General features: G+C 66.9%; 27 protein-coding genes. 12 read left to right on the top strand and 15 right to left on the bottom strand.

All coding sequences use genetic code 11. The features are described from left to right. Nucleotides 1-18: 18 nt before the first annotated feature. On the bottom strand, nt 19-597 hold the full coding sequence (locus tag KF730_RS16225; protein WP_294099182.1) for a helix-turn-helix transcriptional regulator: 579 nt from the start codon (nt 595-597) through the stop codon (nt 19-21). On the opposite strand from KF730_RS16225, the gene hslV reads away from it, so the two are divergent. The 5 genes from hslV (at nt 596) to KF730_RS16200 (ending at nt 4,581) form a co-directional block, all read left to right on the top strand. Further along, nucleotides 596-1,153 carry an ATP-dependent protease subunit HslV gene (gene hslV / locus KF730_RS16220; protein WP_294099181.1) on the top strand — a complete coding sequence of 186 codons (558 nt, stop codon included), beginning with the start codon at nt 596-598 and terminating at the stop codon, nt 1,151-1,153. The two genes, KF730_RS16225 and hslV, sit on opposite strands and share 2 nt — an antisense overlap. Next, nucleotides 1,150-1,518: a hypothetical protein gene (locus KF730_RS16215; protein ID WP_294099174.1), complete on the top strand. Its 369-nt coding sequence runs from the start codon at nt 1,150-1,152 to the stop codon at nt 1,516-1,518. The genes hslV and KF730_RS16215 overlap by 4 nt, the downstream gene beginning before the upstream one ends. Nucleotides 1,519-1,535: 17 nt before the next feature. Continuing rightward, nucleotides 1,536-2,606: an FAD-dependent oxidoreductase gene (locus KF730_RS16210; RefSeq protein ID WP_294099172.1), complete on the top strand. Its 1,071-nt coding sequence runs from the start codon at nt 1,536-1,538 to the stop codon at nt 2,604-2,606. A 48-nt stretch (nt 2,607-2,654) separates the two neighbouring features. Continuing rightward, on the top strand, nt 2,655-3,947 hold the full coding sequence (hslU, locus tag KF730_RS16205; RefSeq protein WP_294099153.1) for an ATP-dependent protease ATPase subunit HslU: 1,293 nt from the start codon (nt 2,655-2,657) through the stop codon (nt 3,945-3,947). A gap of 205 nt (nt 3,948-4,152) precedes the next feature. Then, nucleotides 4,153-4,581, top strand: a complete 429-nt coding sequence (locus KF730_RS16200; protein WP_294099144.1) for a hypothetical protein — start codon at nt 4,153-4,155, stop codon at nt 4,579-4,581. A gap of 6 nt (nt 4,582-4,587) precedes the next feature. Here the strand turns inward: KF730_RS16200 and KF730_RS16195 are convergent, their stop codons facing one another. From KF730_RS16195 to KF730_RS16155, 9 genes are all read right to left on the bottom strand, one after another. Continuing rightward, nucleotides 4,588-4,986 carry a DUF6491 family protein gene (locus tag KF730_RS16195; protein ID WP_294099143.1) on the bottom strand — a complete coding sequence of 133 codons (399 nt, stop codon included), beginning with the start codon at nt 4,984-4,986 and terminating at the stop codon, nt 4,588-4,590. 11 nt (nt 4,987-4,997) lie between these two features. Next, entirely contained in the window at nt 4,998-5,387 is a 390-nt protein-coding gene (locus KF730_RS16190; protein ID WP_294099116.1) for a hypothetical protein, read from the bottom strand. Nucleotides 5,388-5,423: 36 nt separating this feature from the next. After that, nucleotides 5,424-6,155 carry a hydroxyacylglutathione hydrolase gene (gene gloB, locus KF730_RS16185; RefSeq protein WP_294099114.1) on the bottom strand — a complete coding sequence of 244 codons (732 nt, stop codon included), beginning with the start codon at nt 6,153-6,155 and terminating at the stop codon, nt 5,424-5,426. A 137-nt stretch (nt 6,156-6,292) separates the two neighbouring features. Next, nucleotides 6,293-6,709 carry a VOC family protein gene (locus KF730_RS16180; RefSeq protein ID WP_294099112.1) on the bottom strand — a complete coding sequence of 139 codons (417 nt, stop codon included), beginning with the start codon at nt 6,707-6,709 and terminating at the stop codon, nt 6,293-6,295. A 32-nt stretch (nt 6,710-6,741) separates the two neighbouring features. Next, entirely contained in the window at nt 6,742-7,473 is a 732-nt protein-coding gene (locus KF730_RS16175; protein ID WP_294099110.1) for a tetratricopeptide repeat protein, read from the bottom strand. Next, the gene (locus tag KF730_RS16170; RefSeq protein WP_294099107.1) at nt 7,452-8,195 is read right to left on the bottom strand and encodes an alpha/beta hydrolase; all 744 of its coding nucleotides are present in this window, start codon (nt 8,193-8,195) and stop codon (nt 7,452-7,454) included. The genes KF730_RS16175 and KF730_RS16170 overlap by 22 nt, the downstream gene beginning before the upstream one ends. 24 nt (nt 8,196-8,219) lie before the next feature. After that, nucleotides 8,220-9,293 carry a M48 family metallopeptidase gene (locus KF730_RS16165; RefSeq protein WP_294099104.1) on the bottom strand — a complete coding sequence of 358 codons (1,074 nt, stop codon included), beginning with the start codon at nt 9,291-9,293 and terminating at the stop codon, nt 8,220-8,222. Continuing rightward, entirely contained in the window at nt 9,277-10,356 is a 1,080-nt protein-coding gene (locus tag KF730_RS16160; RefSeq protein ID WP_294099102.1) for a YjgN family protein, read from the bottom strand. The genes KF730_RS16165 and KF730_RS16160 overlap by 17 nt, the downstream gene beginning before the upstream one ends. Before the next feature lie 79 nt (nt 10,357-10,435). Beyond that, the gene (locus tag KF730_RS16155) at nt 10,436-11,326 is read right to left on the bottom strand and encodes a neutral zinc metallopeptidase (RefSeq protein WP_294099100.1); all 891 of its coding nucleotides are present in this window, start codon (nt 11,324-11,326) and stop codon (nt 10,436-10,438) included. 122 nt (nt 11,327-11,448) lie between these two features. On the opposite strand from KF730_RS16155, the gene KF730_RS16150 reads away from it, so the two are divergent. From KF730_RS16150 to KF730_RS16140, 3 genes are read left to right on the top strand one after another with little or no spacing between them, the layout of a single operon-like run. After that, nucleotides 11,449-12,582 (top strand): patatin-like phospholipase family protein, encoded by a 1,134-nt coding sequence (locus KF730_RS16150; protein ID WP_294099098.1) that lies wholly within the window; start codon nt 11,449-11,451, stop codon nt 12,580-12,582. A 14-nt stretch (nt 12,583-12,596) separates the two neighbouring features. Further along, nucleotides 12,597-13,379 carry a 3-hydroxybutyrate dehydrogenase gene (locus KF730_RS16145; protein ID WP_294099095.1) on the top strand — a complete coding sequence of 261 codons (783 nt, stop codon included), beginning with the start codon at nt 12,597-12,599 and terminating at the stop codon, nt 13,377-13,379. A 13-nt stretch (nt 13,380-13,392) separates the two neighbouring features. Beyond that, on the top strand, nt 13,393-14,016 hold the full coding sequence (locus KF730_RS16140; RefSeq protein ID WP_294099094.1) for a DUF4893 domain-containing protein: 624 nt from the start codon (nt 13,393-13,395) through the stop codon (nt 14,014-14,016). 33 nt (nt 14,017-14,049) lie between these two features. On the opposite strand, the gene KF730_RS16135 is transcribed toward KF730_RS16140, so the two are convergent. Together KF730_RS16135 and KF730_RS16130 are read right to left on the bottom strand one after the other, a co-directional pair. Next, a complete protein-coding gene (locus tag KF730_RS16135) occupies nt 14,050-15,147 on the bottom strand; it encodes a hypothetical protein (protein ID WP_294099093.1) in 1,098 nt (365 codons plus the stop codon). Nucleotides 15,148-15,235: 88 nt separating this feature from the next. Continuing rightward, nucleotides 15,236-15,865: a hypothetical protein gene (locus KF730_RS16130; RefSeq protein WP_294099091.1), complete on the bottom strand. Its 630-nt coding sequence runs from the start codon at nt 15,863-15,865 to the stop codon at nt 15,236-15,238. Here KF730_RS16130 and KF730_RS16125 point away from each other — a divergent pair. The 4 genes from KF730_RS16125 (at nt 15,864) to KF730_RS16110 (ending at nt 19,607) form a co-directional block, all read left to right on the top strand. After that, nucleotides 15,864-17,168, top strand: a complete 1,305-nt coding sequence (locus KF730_RS16125) for an amidohydrolase (protein ID WP_294099088.1) — start codon at nt 15,864-15,866, stop codon at nt 17,166-17,168. The two genes, KF730_RS16130 and KF730_RS16125, sit on opposite strands and share 2 nt — an antisense overlap. 74 nt (nt 17,169-17,242) lie before the next feature. Continuing rightward, a complete protein-coding gene (locus KF730_RS16120; protein ID WP_294099086.1) occupies nt 17,243-17,644 on the top strand; it encodes a DUF559 domain-containing protein in 402 nt (133 codons plus the stop codon). Between the two features lies 1 nt (nt 17,645). After that, nucleotides 17,646-19,028, top strand: coding sequence for an RNB domain-containing ribonuclease (locus KF730_RS16115; RefSeq protein ID WP_294099085.1), 1,383 nt, complete (start codon nt 17,646-17,648; stop codon nt 19,026-19,028). Nucleotides 19,029-19,175: 147 nt separating this feature from the next. Then, entirely contained in the window at nt 19,176-19,607 is a 432-nt protein-coding gene (locus KF730_RS16110; protein WP_294099084.1) for a hypothetical protein, read from the top strand. A 57-nt stretch (nt 19,608-19,664) separates the two neighbouring features. Here KF730_RS16110 and KF730_RS16105 read toward each other — a convergent pair whose 3' ends face one another. The 3 genes from KF730_RS16105 to KF730_RS16095 all read right to left on the bottom strand — a co-directional run bounded on the left by KF730_RS16105 (nt 19,665) and on the right by KF730_RS16095 (nt 21,893). Then, the gene (locus KF730_RS16105) at nt 19,665-20,615 is read right to left on the bottom strand and encodes a cation diffusion facilitator family transporter (protein WP_294099082.1); all 951 of its coding nucleotides are present in this window, start codon (nt 20,613-20,615) and stop codon (nt 19,665-19,667) included. 28 nt (nt 20,616-20,643) lie between these two features. Further along, nucleotides 20,644-21,009, bottom strand: coding sequence for a hypothetical protein (locus KF730_RS16100; RefSeq protein WP_294099079.1), 366 nt, complete (start codon nt 21,007-21,009; stop codon nt 20,644-20,646). A gap of 143 nt (nt 21,010-21,152) precedes the next feature. Next, nucleotides 21,153-21,893 carry a Bax inhibitor-1/YccA family protein gene (locus tag KF730_RS16095; RefSeq protein ID WP_294099077.1) on the bottom strand — a complete coding sequence of 247 codons (741 nt, stop codon included), beginning with the start codon at nt 21,891-21,893 and terminating at the stop codon, nt 21,153-21,155. Nucleotides 21,894-21,918: the final 25 nt, after the last annotated feature.

Below are 21,918 nucleotides of genomic sequence, written 5' to 3'. Positions count from 1 at the left end.
CCCCGGCCCTGTTGCGGATCAGGAGTGGCTGAGCGCCGAACTGAAGACTCCGAAGGCGATGAAGTAGAGCGCCGCGACCGCCATCATGAAAATGGCGAGGCCGAGAACGGCGATCAATTTCCCCCCGAAGCTCAGATCATTCTCTGGCCTTCCCGGCGTCGGAAACGGCCAAGGCAGCTCCGACACGAGAGAACGAGAGGCGGAAATCCGGTCCGGCACGATCCCGAATTTTTCGTATGCGAAGGATTCGGGGTCCGCGATGCGCTCGCTTTCGACGAGCTGGCGCGCGGCCGCCATATAGCTCGGCACGCCCAGCTTGTCCTTGGCCGAGCCCAGCCGCTGATAGATCGTATGGTGCGAAACGTTGAGTTTCTGCGCCACCGCCTTTGCCGAATTGAGATCATTGTAGAGCCGCAGCGCGTCGCGCTCGCGGTCGGTCAGGCGATCCGTCGGGATAACTGTCGGTTCGGATGAATCTTGCGCCATTCCGGTACGTATATGCCGGAAGCGCTTTAAGAACAACGCGCTGCCGTATCCCGATGATACAGAAAGCGCCGATTTGCACCATCCGCGTACCGCCCCCATATCGCCGCACATGAGCGAACAAAGCAACGCGTGGCACGGCACGACCATCCTCTCCGTGCGCAAATCGGGCAAGGTGGTGATCGCGGGGGACGGCCAGGTCTCGGCCGGCAATACCGTGATGAAACCCAATGCCCGCAAGGTTCGCCCCTTGGGGGACGGCAAGGTGATCGCCGGGTTCGCCGGCGCCACCGCCGATGCCTTCACCCTGTTCGAACGGCTCGAAAGCAAGCTCGAACGCCATCAGGGGCAGCTGCTGCGCGCCGCGGTCGAGCTCGCCAAGGACTGGCGCACCGACAAATATCTCCGCAACCTGGAGGCGATGCTGATCGTCGCCGACAAGGATGTGACCCTGGTCGTCACCGGCAATGGCGATGTGCTCGAGCCCGAGGGCGGCGTCGCCGCGATCGGATCGGGCGGCAATTTCGCGCTCGCCGCCGCACGCGCGCTGGTCGACTACGAAGCCGATGCCGAAAAGATCGCCCGCGCCGCGATGAAGATCGCGGGCGAGCTTTGCGTCTACACCAACGATCGCCTGACGGTGGAGAGCCTGGACAGCGCCACCGCATGAAATACGCCTTCGCGTATGATCCGGCGAAAAACCGCGTCATCGTTGAGCTGCGCGATTTCTGGACCGTGGAGACGGTCCGGGAATTCGCCGCGGCCTCCGGCGCCTTCGCCAACGAGACACGCGCGCGTCGCGCCGATTACGACGTGCTGATCGACACCACCGGCTTTCCCGTCCAGTCGAACGACGTCGCCGATCTGTTGCCGAGCATCACCCTTGCCGGCCTTGCCCTGACCACCGGCCGCGCCGCCTCGGTGGTCGCCAGCCAGCTCAACAAGCTTCAGGCAGACCGCACCCAGACCCATCCGCGGTTCCGCGCCTTCCTGACGAGGGAGGAAGCCGAGGCCTGGCTTGCCGACAAAGGCTGAGCCGTTAGGGTGCGGCCATGCACCGCCGTCAGCTCCTCGCCGCCGCCCCGGCGCTCGCCCTTCCGGCCTGCCAGCCGCCGCGCCCGCGCATCGCGGCCGCCACCGCCGCCTGCCTGCCGCCGGTCCGCGTCTCGCCCGAACGCGTGATCCGCACCGTCGCCGGTCTGCGGCCCTTCCGCCCCACCGGTTTCCGCGTCGAGCGCGAGGCGCTGGGCGACAAGGCGCTGGTCCATAATTACGGCCATGGCGGCGCCGGGATCACGTTGAGCTGGGGCACCTCGCGGCTCGCCGTCGATCTCGGCCTGGCCGGGCATCAGGGCCCCGTCGCGGTGCTCGGCGCGGGCGTCATGGGGCTGACCACCGCCCGGCTGGTGCAGGAAGCGGGCTTCCCCATCACCCTCTACACCGCGGCGCTGCCACCCGACACGACATCGAACATCGCCGGTGGCCAGATCCACGCCTTCGGCCATTTCGACAGGGATGCGGTTACGCCGGCGTGGCGCGATCAGGCGCAGCGCGCGGAGGAATATAGCTGGCGCCGCTGGCAGATCATGGTCGGCGACGATTACGGCGTGCATTGGGTCCCGACCTATGTCGAAAGCCGCGGCACCAGCCCGGGCCCGCATATGCCCGGCTGGGAGAAGCTCGACGCCAAGGCATGGCCGTTCGGCACCAGCCAGCTGATCCGCTACGACACCATGTATGTCGAAACCGGCCGGATGCTGCGCGAGCTGACCAGGGACGTCCACATCGCCGGAGGCCGCATCGCCGTCCGCCGCTTCGCCACCCCGGCCGATGTCGCCGCGCTGCCCGAGCGGCTGGTGTTCAACTGCACCGGGCTCGGCGCGGGCGCGCTGTTCGGCGATACCGGCATCCATCCGGTGCGCGGCCAGCTCGCGATCCTGATCCCCCAACCCGAGATCCACTACGCCTATAATGGCAGCGCCGGGTACATGTTTCCCCGCGCCGACGGCATCCTGCTCGGCGGCACGCAGGAGCGTGACATCTACGACGCGACGCCCCAGCCCGAGGACATCGCCCGCATCCTCGCCTCGCACCAGAAGCTGTTCGCGGGCTTCCGCTGTTGAAGTACCCGCATTGAACTGGGGCCGCCCCGCGCCCAAATGCACCAGCCTATGAACGAAGCACTTACCCCAAAGGCGATTGTCGCCGCCCTCGACGCCCACATCATCGGACAGAAGGATGCCAAGAAAGCCGTCGCGGTCGCGCTGCGCAACCGCTGGCGCCGCCAGCAGCTCTCGGCCGATCTGCGCGACGAGGTGACCCCCAAGAACATCCTGATGATCGGGCCGACCGGCTGCGGCAAGACCGAGATCAGCCGCCGCCTCGCCAAGCTCGCCGATGCGCCGTTCGTCAAGGTCGAGGCGACCAAGTTCACGGAGGTCGGCTATGTCGGCCGCGACGTCGAGCAGATCGCCCGCGATCTCGTCGAGGAAGCGATCCGGCTCGAAAAGGAGCGCCGCCGCGTCGCGGTCAAGGACAAGGCCGAGGAAGCGGCGATGGGCCGTCTGCTCGACGCGCTGACCGGCAAGGACTCGAGCACCGCCACCCGCGAAGCCTTCAAGCAGCGCTTCCATGACGGCGTGCTCGACAATACCGAGATCGAGATCGAAATCGAGCAGGCCCCGGCCATGCCGTTCGATATCCCCGGCGCCGCGCCGCAGATGATCAATTTGGGCGAAATGATGAAAGGGCTGACCGGCACCCCGCTCAAGAAGCGCAGGATCAACGTCCGCGCCGCCTGGACCAAGCTGGTCGAGGAGGAAGCCGACAAGCGCCTCGACCAGGACGAGGTCAGCCGCCAGGCGCTCGCCGACGCCGAGGCCAACGGCATCGTCTTCCTCGACGAGATCGACAAGATCGCGGTCAGCGACGTGCGCGGCGGCTCGGTATCGCGCGAAGGCGTGCAGCGCGATCTGCTGCCGCTGATCGAGGGCACCACCGTCGCCACCAAATATGGGCCGATGAAGACCGATCACATCCTCTTCATCGCTTCGGGCGCCTTCCATGTCGCCAAGCCCAGCGACCTGCTCCCCGAGTTGCAGGGCCGCCTGCCGATCCGCGTCGAGCTGCAGGCGCTGACCGAGGAGGATTTCGTCGCGATCCTGTCGGACACCAAGGCGAGCCTCGTCCAGCAATATGCGGCCCTGCTCGGCACAGAGGGCGTGACGATCGACTTCACCGAAGCCGGCATCCGCGCCGTCGCCAAGGTCGCGGCGGAGGTGAATGCCGAGATCGAGAATATCGGCGCCCGCCGGCTCCAAACCGTGATGGAGAAGCTGCTCGAGGAAGTCAGTTTCGAGGCGGAGGACCGCTCGGGCAGTACGATCACCATCGATGCAGGCTATGTCGATGGCCAGCTCTCGGCGATCGCGCGGAACAACGATCTCAGCCGCTACGTGTTGTAAGTAATTAATCCTCCCCGGCACGGGGAGGGGGACCAGCGAAGCTGGTGGAGGGGGCAAGCCGCAAGCGATCCGCCTGTGGCTGAACCCCCTGCGTCAGCCTGCGGCTGCCACCTCCCCCACCGGGGGAGGATTAGCGCGAACTGGAATTCCACCCGAAAATCCGCTACAGCACCTGCACCCTATCCCTCTGAGTCGATGGTGTAATATGCGGCTGCTTATCCTGCCTCTGGCGCTCGTAATCTCCGGCCAAGCCTATGCCCAGAACCGCGCCGAGCCGCGCTCCGTGACCGTCGAGCAGGTCGGCGACGCGCTCTCCAATCCCACGGTGCAGGCCGGGATCGCCGGGCTGGTCGGCGTCTTCGCCGATACGGTGCTCGACACCCGCATCGATCCGGTGGCGCATTACACCGATCGCGTCCGCCCCGGAGATACGCTGGGGGATATGGTCCGCCGCGAAGACCCGCGTTTCGACGAGAAACTGCAAAACGGAACCCGCCGCGCGGTCGCGCTCGCCGGTCAGCTCACCAGGGACGGCGCCGCGATGGGCACCGAGATCGGCAAGACCGCCGACAAGCTGCAGGCGCTGCTCGAAGGCACCGCCACGCTGGTGAAGGCCTATTCGCGCGGCAACTGAGCCGGCTCAGCGCGCCTTCACATAAGGCGTGAACTTCCCGAGCCGGCAGCTCGGCCCGCGTATCATCGAAGTCCGCTCCTGCGCGCGGAAACGATCGTTGCGGCAGAGTTGCGAACCCCAGATCTCGACGATCAGCAAGGCATCGTCGTCCATCCCCGGGCAGCTCTCGGGCAGGTCGTTGCGCCAGACCTTGCGGCCCTGACGATAGAGCATCGTCCGCCGGTCGATGATCTGCGGGCCGTCGGTGCCCATCGCGCTGATGCAATCCTGTGGCGACCCCGCGACGCGCCCGTCGAGCGCCTTGGCCAGTTCGCCGGCGGCGCGTTGCTGCGCCTTGCTCTGGGGTTCAGCGTTCGCAGCGCAACCTGCCAGCGCGAGCGCCCCGATCATCACAGCCGTTCGCATTCTGACACTCCTTATCTGGTGTAGGGCACGAAATCGCCGAGCGCGCACGAGCCGGTGACCATCCCGCCATTGGGCGAGCGCGTCTTGACCACATCGCCCGCGCAATAATCGCTGCCAAAGCTATGGGTGACGATGATATCGCCGCGCGCCAACCCGCCGCAACTGCCCGTCGTGCGGTTGCGCCACAATTTGCCGCGCCCCCCGACGAACAAAATCTCGTCCCGAAACCCGCGCACCTCGGTCACCCGGTCACGCCGCACACAGCGCTTGGCCGCGCCCGGATGCAGACCGCTCAGCGCCCGCTGGAGCTTGGCTTGTTCGTAGCTCGCGCCACGCTGCTCGGTGGCGGCACCGGTCGCGGCGGTGGCGACAAGAAGCAGAGGCAGGGCGAAGCGGATCATGAAGTTCTCCCGAAGCCCCCTGCCGCTATAACGCATTCAACCACGAAATGCATCCTTCGCCGCGCGCCTTTCCGCCAAAATTTCAGCGCTTTGCGCGCGCATGAAGGGGTTGGTCGCCAATTCCGCGGCGATCGTGGTCGGCACCGTCGCCTCGCCCCTCGCCCGCGCCGCATCGACTTCGGCCATCCGCCGGACGATCGCGGCATTGTCCGGCTCGGCGGCCAGGGCATAGCGCCCGTTCGACTGGGTATATTCGTGCGCGCAGTAAACCCGCGTCTCGGGCGGCAATTTCGCCAGCCGTTGCATATTGGCGAACATCTGCGCCGCGGTCCCTTCGAACAGCCGCCCGCAGCCCATCGCGAACAGCGTGTCGCCGACGAACGCCGCGCCATCCTCGGCGAAATGATAGGCGACATGCCCGGCGGTATGCGCCGGCACTTCCATCACCCGCGCGGCATGATGGCCGAGCATCACCGCGTCGCCTTCGCCCACCAGCTTGTCCGCGGTCGGGATCCGCTCGGCCTCGCCCGCTGGCGCGATCACCTCGGCGCCGGTCGCCGCCTTGATCCCGGCATTGCCGCCGGTGTGATCGGGGTGCCAGTGCGTGTTCCAGATCGCGGTGATCGCCCAGCCGCGCTTGTCGGCCTCGGCGAGCACCGGCTCGGCCTGGGCGGGATCGACCACCATCGTCTCGGCGCTGTCCGGGTCATGGACCAGCCAGATATAATTGTCGCTGAGCGCGGGGATGCGGACGATCTCGAGTGCCATGGATGCCGTTTACCCCAAAATTGGGCTGTTTATGCGTCAAAAACGGCAATTCGAGCCGATTTCCGCGCGCAAATATACACGCGATATACAAGCCATTTACAGCGCTGGCACCGTTTTCCGGATCAGCGCCACCGCTCTCACCACTCGCCAATATTCGGCATCGATGCCCAAGGCTCGGCGACCGGCAGATTCGGCCCCTTTTGCAGCAATTCGATCGAGATATTGTCGGGCGTCCGCACGAACGCCATCCGGCCCTCGCGCGGCGGGCGGTTGATCGTCACCCCGCCTTCCATCAGCCGCCGGCAGGTCGCGTAGACATCGTCGACCTCATAGGCGAGGTGCCCGAAATTGCGCCCGCCCGCATATTCTTCGGGATCCCAATTGTGCGTGAGTTCGACCTCCGCATCCTCGTCCCCCGGCGCCGCCAGGAAGATCAGCGTGAAGCGCCCCTTCTCGCTGTCCATCCGCCGGACTTCCCTGAGACCCAGCAATTCGAAGAACGCCACCGTCGCCTGCGGGTCGGTGACGCGGATCATCGTATGGAGATATTTCATGCGGTCGGGATAGGCCCGCGCAGCGGCGGGGTCTACTTCTCCGTCGCCCCGAACTGCTCCAGCGCCTTCCGCGCGCTTGTCGCCGCCTGGCTGCCCGGCGACAGCTCGATCACCCGGCTCCAGGCGGTGCGGGCATTGGCCTCGTCGCCCGCGGCCGCGGCGATATTGCCCGCCTCGAACTGCACCGAGACGTCATCGGGCGAGCGCTTCAGCGCCTCGGCGATGTCCGCCGCCGCGCGCTTGAGGTCGCCCTCGCGCCGCGCCAGCGTCGCCGACAGCAGCCAGGCGAGCGGATCGGCCGGCGCATCCGCCAGCGCCTTGTCGATATCGCCTCGCGCACCCTCGATGTCGCCCGCCGCGACCAGCGCGCGCGAACGGTCGAGATTCGCTTCGCCCAGGGCCAGCCCGGTCAGGGTCGCCGTCGCCAGCGCCGCGTCGAACGCCGCTCGCGCCCGCGCCGGGTTGCCCGCCGCCAGCCAGGCGTTGCCCGATTGCACCCAATAATCGGCAACCTTGGCGCTCCTGGTCAGCTCCGCTTCCTTGGCGGCATCCTCGAACGCCGCCGCCGCCGAGTCCCAGCGGCTCTGATTCGCATAGGCCACGCCCAGGCATTGCCGCGCCAGCGCGCCGCCGCCCTCGCCGCGCCACTTGATCGCATTGGCCTGCCCCGCCACCGGGTCGCCGGTCGCGAGGTCCATGCATTCGGCGAAGCGCGGCGGTTCGGCCGGTGCGTCCTGGGAAATCAGGAGGAGGGCAAGGAACATAGCGCAATCACATCCTCGAGCGCGCGGACGAGCAGAGCGAGATCCTCGTCGCGCGAAAGCCGGTGGTCGCCGTCCTTGACCAGCACAGTCTGCACCGCGTCTGAACGAAACAGCTCGGCGAGCACCCCGGCGCGCTGCCACGGCACTTCCTTGTCCTTCTGCCCCTGCAGCAACCGCACCGGCCCGTCGAACTCGATTGCCCGCACCATCATCCGGTTGGCCTCGCCCGAAGCCCAGAACGCGCGGGTGGTGACGGTCGGCTGGCCCGAATAATCCGAAGGTTTCTCGAAGCGGCCATGCTGGAGCAGCGCCATCTTCTGATCCATGGTGAAGCCCCAGTCGGTGAAATCGGGTGCCGCCGCGATCCCGACCAGGCCGGCGACGCGATCGGGCCGCTCCCTGGCGGCGAGCAGCATCACCCACCCGCCCATCGACGACCCGACCAGCACCACCGGCCCTTCGAGCATGTCGATCATCCGCAGCGCGTCGTCGCGCCAGGTGGCGAGCGTCTCATCCTCGAAACTGCCCTCGCTCTGGCCGCACCCGGCATAATCGAAGCGCAGAAAGGCGCGACCACTGGCCTTGGCCCAGGCCTCGAGGTGCAGCGCCTTGGTGCCTTGCATGTCCGAGCCATAGCCGCACAGGAACACCACCGTCGGCCCGGTCCCGGGCGTGTGATGATAGGCGAGCGCGGGCCGTTCGGGCGTTTCGGTATCGGTCATGCCGCCCGTCTAGCCGCTAACACCTCAGAACTGGAACCCCCGTTCCTTCGCCGCCGCGCGCTGGCTGCAAATCCCCCGCAGCGCGGTCCATTCGTTCGCGTCCAGCGACGCGGTCGTGCCCGGCCGCGCACCCTGCTCGAACAGCCGCATCCGCTCCGCGGAGAGCGGATGGCTGGACATATAGCCGAGCAGGGCCCCCGCTCCGCCCAGGCTCATTTCGACCTTGGCGAGCCGGCGGAAGAACCCCGCCGTCGCCGCCGTCGGGATCGCCACCGCGTGCAGCCGATCGAGCGCGAAGCCGTCCGCCCGCGCCTCGGTGGCGCGCGAATAGCTCGCCGACAGCAGCGCGTTGGTATAGCCGCCGACGCTGCCGTCGGCGCCCGCCAGCACCATGCTCAGGCCCAGTTGGCGAACCAGCGATTCGAGCACGTCGCGATTGCGGACATGCCCCATCTCGTGCGCCAATATGCCGGCGATCTCGTCGGGCGATTCGGCTTCGTCGAGCAGCCCGCTGAAGAGCATGATGTGTCCGCCCGGCAGCGTCACCGCGTTGACGATCGGAACATCGACAACGCGAACGTCCATGTCCCTGGCGCCCAGCCGCCCGGCCAGCTTCGCCAGCGCGGCGGTACCGGTCGCGGCGGTGCAGGTACGCCCGCCGAAATCGCCGATCATCGCCGCGCCCCATTGCTTCTCGATCGATTGCGGGATCATCCGCACCAGCATCGGCGGGGTCGTCACCAGCAGCCACAATATGACCGCCGACAGCGCGACAAACACGCCGACCGCAGGCCACAGCCCGACCTTGTCGATCAGCCGGCCATAGCCCCGCTTGCCCGGCAGCAGCCCGGCCAACTCCGCCGGTGGCGCGTCGGTGAAGCCGATCCGCCAGCCGGGCATCTTGCGCAGCCCATATTGCGGATAGCCATCGGTCCGCCCGTGCGGGATCAGGTCCGCGAACGCGAACGGTCCGGTCTCGCCGCCCGCACCGCTCAGGAAAAACCCCTGCGCCGCGACGACCAGCTCGCGCGCCTGCCGCACGCCGCTCTGCCCGTCATAATGCCAGACCGGAACCCGCATCTCAGAACGCGCCGACATCGAACGCGTCGAGCAGCCCCTCGCCCTGACCCGGCCTGCGCGTGGTCGATTGGGTGAAGCTGTCGAGGTCGAGCGTGCCGAACGCGTTCATGTGGCGGATGAAGAACGCCCAGTTGCGATATCCGACGAAGATGAAACCAATGCCGAGCGTCAGCACCACCAGGAAGAAATTGCCGATCATCAGCTTGAACCAGTCCCAGGTTCGCGCTTCGAAGCGGAAATCGAGGTCAGCGAGCGAGAGATTGCTCACCACTTCGCGGAAATAGGCGGCGTAGAAAACGATCGCGATCAGCCCGAGCACGACGAAGAATATGAAATAGCCGATCGCCGCGGCCACGGCGATGCTCTGCATGACTTCCTCGCGCGTGCCCTGCGCCCGGGTCGGCGCGAACATCGCCGCGAACACGACACCGCCGCCCACCAGCAGGATCGGCGCCAGATAGTAAAGCAGATAGCGCCCCATGACCGGCCGCCAGTCGGCGTCGGAAGTGAAGGCGTGCGGGCCGAAGCTCATCGCGTTCCAGCGCTGATTCCACAGCCCGGTCATCGCCCATGGCACCATCAGCCCCAGCGCCATCCCGCCGACCCAGGTCTTCCACAGATGCGTCAACCCGTAGCCGAAGCCCTGCGCATCGCTGCCGCCACGGATGCCGTGCCAGAAGGTCCGGCTCAGCCGGTAGCGCAGCGCCCGGAACACCGCGACGCCGAACAGGAAGAACAAGGCGAGATAGATGACGATAATCAACAGCGCGGCGCCACCGTCATGCCCCTGCATCGCCAGCGCCTGGACGACGAAGTTGAGCGCGCCCAGCGGAATGCCGAACACCACCAGGGCGATGATATAGCCGATCAGCAGCTCGCCGCCGGTGCCGGTCCATTCCAGCCGGTCGTCGATGAAACGCGTCTGGCCCCACAGATATTGCCGCTCGCGGGTCCGCGCCCAGAAGCTGTAGATGCCCAGCGTGACGATCGTCAGCAGCAGATTGGTGAACGCGATCGGCGCGAATTCACGCCACGTGCCGTGAAATTCGAAGGCGCGCGCGCCCGAAGCCTGTTCTTCCATGGATTGGATCCCCCCGCGCACAGTTCACCGTACCGTGAGGGGAGCCGTCAAGAAAATTTCCCGTCCACAATGGCTTACTTCAACCCTCGCCGGAGGTGTTGCACACACCGGGATCGCCGCTTTCCAGCCCCTTGCGCAGCCACGCCATGCGCTGGGCGGAAGTGCCGTGGGTGAAGGTCTCGGGCCGCACCCCGCCCTGCGCGCCGCGCTGCAGCGTATCGTCGCCGATCGCATTCGCAGCCGTCATGCCTTCCTCGATATCGCCGCTCTCCAGCCGGTCCTTGTTGCGGCCGAAGAACACCCCGGCAAAGCAATCCGCCTGCAATTCGAGCTGCACCGACAGCCGGTTCGCTCCGCGCTCGTCCGATTGCGCCTGTTGCCGCGCGACCTGGTCCGAGGTGCCGAGCAGATCCTGGATATGGTGGCCCATCTCATGGGCGATCACATAGATGCGCGCGACATCGCCCTTGGCGCCGAATCGCTGGCTGAGCTCGTCGAAGAACTTGGTGTCGAGATAGACGCCGTCATCCGCCGGGCAATAGAATGGCCCCACCGCCGACGATGCCGATCCGCAGCCCGATTGAACGCTGCCGGTGAAGAAGTTGATCGTCGCCGGCGTATATTTCTCGCCGGCCTCGCGGAAGATCTGGTCCCAGGTGCGGTCGGCCAGCGTCATCACCTTGCACGATTCGACGCGCTCGGCGGTGTTGCACGCCGCCTTGCCGCCGCTCGCGCCGCCCTGCGCCACCTGGCTCGCCGGCACCGTGCCGGTGTTGATCCCGCCGCCGCCGAACATGCCGAACATCGCCACCGCGCCCAGGATCACGACCATCATCAGGCAGCCGATCTTGCGGCCGAAGATCATCGGCAGGAAGAAGAGCAGGTTGAACAGCCCGCCGCCTCCGCCCCCGCCGCCGCCAAAACCACGGTCGCGCGCATTGCTGGTCGGATCGATATCGTCGAGGCGCATGGCCATCCCCTTGGTTCGTTCGGGTGCGTCGTTCTGTGGCCGCGACAATGCCCCAAAGCTCCAAGTGTTGCATCCACATTCCGCCGTTGCCCCGGCGGCGGCGATGCGCCAGAGCACTCGCCATGGCCAATGCCAAGTCTCGCCGCAGCGCTCCGGGCCTGCCGCTCCCCGATACGGTGGCGCTCGTGCTGCAGGGCGGCGGCGCGCTGGGCAGCTTTCAGGCCGGTGTGATCGAGGCGCTCGGCGAGTCCCGGATCGGCGTCGATTGGGTCGCCGGCATCTCGATCGGCGCGATCAACGCCGCCCTGTTCGCCGGCAACCCGCCCGAACGCCGCATGGAAGCGATCCGCGGCTTCTGGGACACCGCGGCCAGCGCCCTGCCGAGCTTCCCGATCCTGCCGCTCGATCCGCTGCGCGAAGCGCTCCACGAATGGTCGGCGGCGGCGGTGATGGCGGTCGGCGTGCCCGGCTTCTTCAGCCCGCGCCTGCTGCCGCCGACGCTCGCCGTCCCCGGCACGCCAGAGGCGCTGAGCTTCTACGACAGCGCCCCTTTGCGCGCGACGCTCGACAAACTGATCGACTGGGATCTGCTCAACACCGGTCCGGTCCGGCTTTCGGTGGGCGCCGTCGATATCGCCAGCGGCAATTTCCGCTATTTCGACACCGCCGATGCGCGGCTCGACGCCCGCCACATCATGGCCTCGGGCGCGCTCCCGCCGGGCTTGCCTCCGGTCGAGATCGACGGACGCCTCTATTGGGACGGCGGCCTGGTCTCGAACACCCCGCTGACCCATATCCTCGACCGCCAGCAGGGCGATACGCTGGTCTTCCAGGTCGATCTCTTCTCCGCCGAGGCCGCGCTGCCGCGCACGATCACCGATGTCGCCGCGCGCGAGAAGGAGATCCGCTTCTCCAGCCGCACCCGCGCGGTTTCCGACGAGCGCCTCAAGCTCCGCCAGGAACGGCAGATGGTCTGCAAATTGCTCGACCGGCTGCCGCCCGAACTGGCCGAGGATCCCGAGGTCCGGGCGCTGCGCCAGCGCGTCTCCGAATATCCGGTCAGCCTCGTCCAGCTGATCTACCGCGCCAATGCCTGGGAAGGCGGCAGCCGCGATTTCGAATTCTCGCAACGCTCGATGCGGGAGCATTGGCAGGCCGGCCGCGAGGCGGTCGCCGAGACCATGGCCAGTTCCGAGCTCGTCGCGCGGAACATCCTTGACGGCAAGACCGCCGCCTTCGACCTCACCCATCGTTAGTCAGGAGTCCTCCCATGTTCCTCAAGGGCAAGTCCGCAATCGTCACCGGTTCCACCTCGGGAATCGGCCTCGCCTATGCCAAGGCGCTCGCCGCCGAGGGCTGCGCGGTCATGATCAACGGTTTTGGCGATGCCGACGCGATCGAGAAGGAGCGCGCCGGGCTCGAGGCGGTCAGCGGCAAGGCGCTCTATGACGGCGCCGACATGTCGAAGCCCGATCAGATCGCGGCGATGGTCGAGCGCGCCAACACGGAAATGGGCGGCGCCGACATCCTGATCTCGAACGCCGGCATCCAGCATGTCGCCCCGGTCGACGAATTCCCGCCCGAAAAATGGGACGCGATCATCGCCATCAACCTGACCTCGACCTTCCACCTGATGCGCACCGCGCTCCCGGCGATGAAGGCGAAGAAATGGGGCCGGATCATCACCACCGCCTCGGCGCACAGCCTCGTCGCCAGCCCCAACAAGTCCGCCTATGTCGCGGCCAAGCACGGCATTGCCGGCCTGACCAAGACGGTCGCGCTCGAAACCGCCACGCAGGGCATCACCGTCAACTGCATCTCGCCCGGCTATGTCTGGACGCCGCTCGTCGAGAACCAGATTCCGGACACGATGAAGGCGCGCGGCATGACCCGCGAGCAGGTCATGAACGACGTGCTGCTCGCCGCCCAGCCGACCAAGCAGTTCGTCCATCCGGAACAAGTCGCCGCGCTGGCGGTATTCCTGTGCCGGGACGAAGCCGCCTCGATCACCGGCGCGAACTATTCGATGGATGGCGGATGGACCGCGGCGTGATAGGAACCCTTGCATGAAGCGCCTGCTTGCCCCCGCCGCGATCCTGCTCAGCCTGGCGGGCTGCAACGTCTATCGCGAGGCGACCGCCGCCCGGCCCGACCTCACCCAGCCGTGGCGCGCCATCGCCACCGACGCGGACCGCGATCGCCTGCGCAACTGGCGCAAGGTGTGGACCGAGGCGCTGGCCGATGCCAGGGGCCATGATGCCGGCGCGATGGCCGCCGATCCGCTGCTGTTCGATCCCGATCGCGCGCTGGGCGGCGCCGTGCTGCCGCCGGGCAAATATCGCTGCCGCACCTTCAAGCTCGGCGCTTCGGGCACGGCGATGCGGGAGTTCACCACCTATCCCGCCTTCGATTGCGAGGTGTCGGAGGGCGGCAAGATCGACAGCCTCCACAAGCTGAACGGCGTCCAGCGCCCGGTCGGCATGCTCTTTCCCGAAACCGACGCGCGCACGATCTTCCTCGGCACGCTGATCCTCGGCGACGAGACCTCGCCGCTGCGCTACGGCCTCGACGCCCGCCGCGACATGATCGGCTATGTCGAGCGTATCGGCGAGCGCCGCTGGCGCCTCGTGCTGCCCCGGCCGCATTTCGAGTCCGTACTCGATATCATCGAACTGGTGCCGATCGGCTGATTCCGTTCCCCGGCCGAAGCCGGGGAACCACCGCTAGCGAAAACTGAGCCCGGCCGCGGCATCGAACCGCGCCGCCGCCGCGGTGCCGCCATTGGTGCCGTCGGTGACCACGAACACCACTTCGTTCGCCCCCGCCGTCAATGGCAGGAACAAGCTGTCCCAGAAGCCGACGATCCCCAGGAAGCGATAGTCGCGCGACGCCTGCTTGTCCGAGCCCGCGTACAACAGCCGCCCGTTCAGATAGACATGCACCGAGTCGCTGAACCCGAAGTCCATCTTCACGCTCTGCGCCTTGCCGCTGTCGGCGATGAAGCGCGCGACATAGCTGTGCCCGGCATCGCCGTCGGGCCCGGCCCGCGACAGATTGGCGATGCCGTTGGTCTCAACCGCGACCGGCACGCTGGTCATGCCGGCCCAGTCGCGCTTCGCCGTCCGCGCCAACGCCGCCTCCTCCGGCATCGCCGTCGATACCCGCCAGGTGCGCACCGATCCCGCCGGCAGCGGCGCGACCGCCGGGGCCGGCCGCGGATCGGCATAGTCCGCGATCGGCGTCACCTTGAAATTGGCGAAATAGGTGCCGCCCGCCGCCGTCACGCCGAGCATCCCGTCCCTGGTGTCGCTCTTGAGATCGGGCACCGCCAATGCCTCCGCACCATCGACGGTCACCAGCGCGGAATCGCGATAGACATCGATCCGCACATGCATCCACCGCCCGATGTTGAATTTGACCTTCGAGGTGAAGCCTTCGTCGCTGAAGATCTGCCACGCCCAGCTGCCATTGACGAACGGCGTGTACTGGTCCGCGTCCGGGTTCCCGTTCTGGTGCGGGCGGATATAATAGAGCTCGCCATTGCCGGCCTCATCGGCGCGGAAGAACGCCCCGGCGAAATCACGCGCGCCGCTGGCGAGCATGTCATATTCGAGCACCCCGGTGCTGAACTTCACGCCTTTCAGCGTCGCCTCGCCGCCCTTCAAATTGCCGTCGCCCGGCCCGAGCAGCACGGCTTTGCGCCCGTCCTTGTCAACGAACCGCGCGAGCCCGCCCGGCTCCCAATGCTCGGCCGTCAGCGGATAGTCCTGCGCAAGCGCGGGCGCGGCCCAAAGGGCAAGCGCCAACAAGCTCCATTTCATATCGTCTCCATCCCAGGCGTAGGCGCGCCGGTGCGGGAGGGAGCCTCGATCAGCCGCGTCGCGGCGGCAAATAAAGAAATGATCAATTTTAGGTGAGGCGCAGCCCGAATGTGCGGACGATGAAGGCATGGAGCTCGGGCGATTTCGCCAGCACATTGCCTCGCGTCCCCGGCGGCCGCGCCGCCTTGCCCCACAGCACCACGCTCGCCGTCATCGCGAAGAATTCGAACGGGTTCTTGAGCATATAGCTTTCCGCCGGATACAGTCCGCTCGCCTTCGCAGCCTCGTAAAAGCCGCGAACCTCGGCATTGCGCGCGCCATCCGCCATCCGCAGCAATTGCCAGCGGTGGATCAGCTCATGGAGCAGGACCGGATTTTCGGCGGGCATCGGCCTGCGCTCGAAGAACACCCCGCGCGGCCCCGCCCGCGTCGCGGTGCCCAGTTCGCGATCGACAGTGATCACCTGCGCCCGAAAGAACGCCATCGCCTCCTCGGAAACCTTGAGCGAGCGCACCAGGGCGATCTGCGCCGCCAGCGATGCCGCCACTTCCGGGGTCCGCTCGCCGCCCTGCCAGTCGATCGTGAAATCGTCCGCCGCCCGGGCGGGCAGCGGCACGCACGCCGCACCCAGCCCCGCGATCACCAGCCTTCGCGACAGATTTGACACGCCCGATCCTCCACGCGACACCATGCGCTCGATCATGCCGGGGAAATCCATGCTGCGCACGTTCCTTCTCGCCACCGCGATCCTCGCCGCGCCCGCCGCCGCCGATCCGGTCCACGACGCCACCCAAAAGGCGCTGCCCGGCCTGATGGCGCATTATCGCGACTTCCACACCAATCCCGAGCTCAGCCTCCACGAAACCGCGACCGCCGCCAAGCTCGCCAAGGCCGCGCGCGATGCCGGTTATGAAGTCACCGAACAGGTCGGCGGCACCGGCGTGGTCGCGATCCTGCGCAATGGCGCCGGCCCGGTGCTGATGATCCGCGCCGACATGGATGGGCTGCCGGTGGTCGAGCAGACCGGCCTTCCCTTCGCCTCCAAGGTCCGCGCCACCACCGACGAGGGCCTCGAGACCGGCGTCATGCACGCCTGCGGCCATGACACCCATATGGCGAGCTGGATCGGCACGCTGCAGAACATGGCGGCGATGAAGAGCCAGTGGAAAGGCACGCTGATCATGATCGCCCAGCCCGCCGAGGAGCGCGGCATGGGCGCCAAGATGATGCTCGATGACGGGCTGTTCACGCGCTTCCCCAAGCCGCAATTCGCCCTCGCCTTCCACGACAGCGCCGCGCAGCCCGCCGGCCAGATCGGCGTCACCCCCGGCTATGCCCTCGCCAATGTCGACAGCGTCGACTTGCACGTGCGCGGCGTCGGCGGCCATGGCGCCTATCCGCAGACCACGAAGGACCCGATAGTCCTCGCCGCCCGCATCGTCGGCGCGCTGCAGACCCTGGTCAGCCGCGAGATCGATCCGCAGGACGCCGCCGTCGTCACGGTCGGCAGCATCCAGGGCGGCTCGAAGCACAACATCATCGGCAGCGAAGTGACGATGCTGCTCACCGTCCGCAGCTTCTCGCCCGAAATGCGCAAGTTCCTGCTCGACGGCATCGCCCGCATCGCGCGTGGCGAAGCCATCGCCGCCGGCATGCCGGAGGACCGCATGCCGGTGATGACGGTCAAGGACGAGTTCACGCCCTCGACCTTCAACACGCCCCCGCTCGCCGGCCGCATGCAGGCGCTGTGGAGCAACCGTTTCGGCAAGGACCGCGTCGTCGCCACCCCCGCGGTGATGGGCGGCGAGGATTTCGGCCGCTATTATCTGGCGGACAATTCGATCCAGAGTCTGATCTTCTGGGTTGGCGGCGTGCCGCAGGACAAATGGGACGCCGCCAAAACCAGCGGCGCCACCCTCCCCTCGCTCCACAGCGCCTATTGGGCGCCCGACGCCGAAAAGGTCATCGCGACCGCCACCGAGGCGATGACTGCGGGCGCGCTGGATATATTGAAGAAGTGAGCACCCTTCTTAGCCCTCTCCCGTCTTCACGGGAGAGGGTTGGGTGAGGGTCTTCTTTCTTCTACGGTTCGCGCATGCATCCGGTTCGCCGCCAGATCAGCCCACACGCCGCGCGCCTCCGTCGGGAATCGACGGATGTCGAGCGCATAGTCTGGTCTGCGCTCCGCAACCGTCAGCTCGGCAATTACAAATTCCGCCGACAGAGCACGATAGGCCCCTTCATCGCTGACTTTGCTTGCCTCGAAGCCATGCTGATCGTCGAACTCGACGGAAGCCAGCATTCCGAAGCGGCTGATGCCAGCCGCACGCGCTTCCTGGAAGAGCGGGGCTTCTCCATCCTCCGTTTCTGGAACACCGATATCGTCGAAAATCTCAACGGTGTGCTTTTGCAAATCCGGGCGGTTGCGAATGCGCGGGTCGAACAGAAGCAGAAGACCCTCACCCAACCCTCTCCCGTGAAGACGGGAGAGGGCTAAAATGAAGGCCCTCACCGACCGCGACAATGCCCTCACGCGTGGCCTCGCCGCGATCCGCGCCAAATTCCAGGTGCCCGAAGGCTTCCCGCCGGAGGTCGAAGCCGCCGCCGGGCAAGCCGCCGCCCGCGCCCCCACCGAACACACCGATCGCACCGCGCTACCCTTCGTCACCCTCGATCCCGCCACCTCGACCGATCTCGACCAGGCGTTTCACATCGAGCGCGCCGGCGCCGACATCCTGCTCCGCTATGCCATTGCCGATATCGCCTGGTTCGTCGAAGACGGCGGCGTGATCGATCGGGAAGCGTGGAACCGTGGCACCACGCTCTATCTCCCCGATGGCAAGGCCGGGCTCTACCCCCAGTCCCTCAGCGAAAACGCCGCCAGCCTGCTTCCCGATGGTCCGCGGCCGGCGGTGATCTTCACCGTCCGCGTCGCCCCCGACGGCGAAGTCCGCCTCGACGGCGCCGAGCGCGCGATCATCCACAGCCGCGCCAAGCTCGCCTATGACAGCGTCACCGATGCCGACCTTCCCGAAGGCTTCGCCGATCTCGCCAGACGCATGCACATCGCCGAAGCCCGCCGCGGCGCCGCCCGCGTCGATCCGCCCGAGCAGCAGGTCGAGCGCGTCGAAGGCGACGGCTACGCCCTCACGTTCCGCCCCTATCTCGCCTCGGAGGAGAACAACGCCGCGCTGTCGCTGGCCTGCAACCTCGCTATCGCCGATGCGCTGCTCGCGCACCATACCGGCCTGTTCCGCGTCATGGCCGCGCCCGATGATCAGGCGGTCAATCGCCTCCGCCATACCGCCCGCGCCTTCCGCCTCGACTGGCCGCATTCGATGCCGCTCAAGGAATTTGAGCGCAGCCTCCGCGCGCAGGTTCCCGCCGAGGCCGCGTTCATGCTCGCGATCCGCCGCGCCGGCCAGGGGGCGTCCTACGCGCCCTATGCGCCGAGCGAGACGCCATGGCACGCGGCGATGGCCGCGACCTATGCCCACGCCACCGCCCCCTTGCGCCGCCTCGCCGACCGCTATGTCGTCCGCGCCGCGCTCGCCCTCGCCAACGGCGAGCCGGTCCCGCAAGCCGTAACCGAAGCCTTCGCGAAGCTCCCGCCGGTGATGGCCCGCGCCGACGCGCTCGCCGGCAAGATCGACCGCGCCGTCATCGATCTCGCCGAGGCGGTGATGCTCCATGGCCGCGAAGGCGAGACTTTCGCCGCGATCGTCACCGACGTCACCACGCAAGGGTTCCGCGTCCAGCTCCGTGACCTGCCGGTGGTCGCCAATCTCAAGGGCGCCGCCGCCGCCCCGGGCGACAGGCTGACCCTGCGCCTCGCCGCCGCCGACACGCTCGCGGGCACGATCGCGTTCGCGGCGGCATAGCTTCGTCGATCCGGGCTCGATCCGGGATTCAGAAATACTCGGCGATTCTCATCGTAACTTGGGAACCTGACTTCTGTCAGGATGACGACAAGGCGGTACTTGGCGAAAGCCGCCGCCCTCCCCACTTCCCATCCAAGGGGAGGAACCATGGTCGAACTCGGACTCGCATTTCTCGGACTCTGGGCGTTGCTGGTATTCGCCCCCGATGCGCCGTTCACCCATCTGCTTCGTCACGCGATGGTCGAACTGCCCATCCGCGGCCTCGCGAAAGTCGGGCGCGGCCATGTTATCACCGTTGCCCTTATCGCCGCGGCGATCGCCCTGCTCGACAAGGAGCTGGTCCTCGCCATATCGATGTCGCCAGAAGCCATCGCCTGGCTGGCGACGATCGAGGTCGGCACCTTGGTCGATGCCGTTATCGGCATCATACTTGTTGCTACCAGCGTCCGCTTCCCGCGCGTTTCCACATTCCTGCGCAGCCTGCGCCCCCGTGCCCGCACTACCCGCGCGCGGCGTCCGCAGCGCCCGACACCCTCCAACGACGATGAAGGCGGGGCGGGCTACCTTCGCGCTGCCTGAAAATTCTGTTCGTCACCCCAGAACCAGTCCGGGGGCGACCATGTCGGGACCAAAGGATCACCCGATCGGCGAAGCGTCGATCGCGTCCTCGCGCTTCTCGGGCCGGATATAGATCGAGCTGATCACCGGCATCCGCGTCTTCAGCGTCTTCTCCATTCGTTCGACCAGGCTTTCCGCCTCTCCCATGCTGAGGCTGTCGGCGAAATCCGCGCTGATCGCGACGAACACCCGCTCGGGCGCCGAATGCACCGTGCGGACATGGTTGACATGGGTGATCGCCGCCTCGGCCTCGAGCGTGGCGCGGATCTCGGCGATCATCCCGAGATCGGCGCGCTCGCCGATCAGCAGCCCCTTGGCCTCGCGCGCCAGGAACAGCGCGACCACGCCCAGGATCGCGCCGATCACGATCGATGCCGCCCCGTCGATCCGCGGATCGCCCCAGGCATGCGCCGCCCAGATGCCGATGCCGGCGACGAGCAGCCCCGCCAGCGCCGCCGAATCCTCGAACAGCACCACGAACCCGGTCGGGTCTTTCGACTCTTTCACCGCTTCCCACCAGCCGAGCTCGCCCTTGCCCGCGGCGAACTCCTTGAGCGCGATCCACCAGCTCGTCCCTTCGAGCGCGATGGCGATGGCGAGGACGATATAGTTGATCGTCGGATCATGGAGCGGCTCGGGATCGGCGATATGCTTCCAGCCTTCATAGATCGACACGCCCGCGCCCAGCCCGAAGATCAGGATCGCGACGACGAACGCCCAGAAGTATAGTTCGCGGCCATAGCCGAACGGGTGCTGCGCGTCGGGCAGCCGCCGGGCGCGGTGCTGGCCATAGAGCAACAGGCCCTGATTGCCGCTGTCGACCAGGCTGTGCACGCCCTCGGTGAGCATCGAGGACGAACCGGTGATCGCCGCCGCGACGAACTTCGCGGCGGCGATCCCGAGATTGGCGGCAAGCGCCGCATAGATGACCAGATTGGCGCGCCAGCCGCCCGCGGGTGATGCCTGCATCGGCTAGCGCCTAATCGGTGCTGTCGCCTCAGCCAAGACCGATCTTGTTGAGCACGCGCTCGACCAGACCCGGCTCCTCGGATTTGCCGGCGGCGAGCCGTTCCTCCTTGGCCGGGTTGAAGCCGCTGCTCTCGGGCAGGTCGCTGCTCGAATGGCTGTGCACCGGCTGGGTCGAGGCCGGCGGGTCCGACGCATCCATCGACTCGTCGAGACCGCGGTCGAGCCGCGCCTCCTTGCTCTCCGGATTGCTGTAGAGCCGGTCGGTGATCGATTGGTCGGTGCCGGCGTCGGCAGATATCACCGGCGCGGCCCTGGTGTCATCGGGGCCCGGTGCCACCGACATATGGTCCATCGCCTCATCGACAGGGGCCGGGTTGATCGGGTTCGCGTCCATGACTTCACTCTCCTGAGCGTTGCCCTGCTGTAACGACCGCTCACCGATTCGCGTTCCGCATGAAAATAGCGGTTGGCCGAAATGCGAAACGGCCCGGCGATTTTCACCGCCGGGCCGCAACTTTTTCGCTTTTTAACTTGGGTTTAGTTCCGCGAGCTGCCGAACAGGCGGAGCAGGAACAGGAACATGTTGATGAAGTCGAGATAGAGGGTCAGCGCCCCCAGGATCACCGCCTTGCCCTGCATGTCCGATCCGGCGACCTGGAAGTAGAGGCTCTTGATCTTCTGCGTGTCATAGGCGGTCAGCCCCGCGAAGATCAGCACGCCTGCGGCGCTGATCACGAACGACAGCCCCTCCGAGCGCAGGAACAGGTTGATCAGCATCGCCGCGATCAGCCCGAATAGGCCCATCGTGAAGAAGGTACCGAAAGCCGACAGGTCGCGCTTGGTGGTGTAGCCCCACAGGCTCAGGCCGGCAAAGCCCGCCGCGGTCGCGAAGAAGACCTGCGCGATCGAGGTGCCGGTATAGACGAGGAAGATCGTCGACAGCGACAGACCCATCAGGAAGGCATAGGCCCAATAGAGCAGTTGCAGCGTCGCCGTCGCCATCCGCGCCGCGCCGAAGCTCATCGCGAAGACGATCGCCAGCGGCGCCAGCATCACCACCCAACCGAGCGGACCGAAACCGGTGCCGGCCTCGTTGAACAATATGCCGATATAGCCGCTCTTGGCGAACATCAGCGAGACGATGCCGGTCAGCAGCACGCCCGATGCCATGTAATTATAGACCGACAGCATGTGCGACCGCAGCCCGGCGTCGCGGACATCCGCCTGCGCGCCAGCATAAGGCGCGGCGGTCGCCTGGGGATCAGACCAATCAGCCATTTCAAACTCCTTTGCCCGGCCCTCC

The organism is Sphingomonas sp. (assembly GCF_019635515.1).
Lineage (GTDB): Bacteria > Pseudomonadota > Alphaproteobacteria > Sphingomonadales > Sphingomonadaceae > Sphingomonas.
Note: the sequence above shows the minus strand (reverse complement) of the source record. Positions and strands in the feature narration are given on the sequence as shown.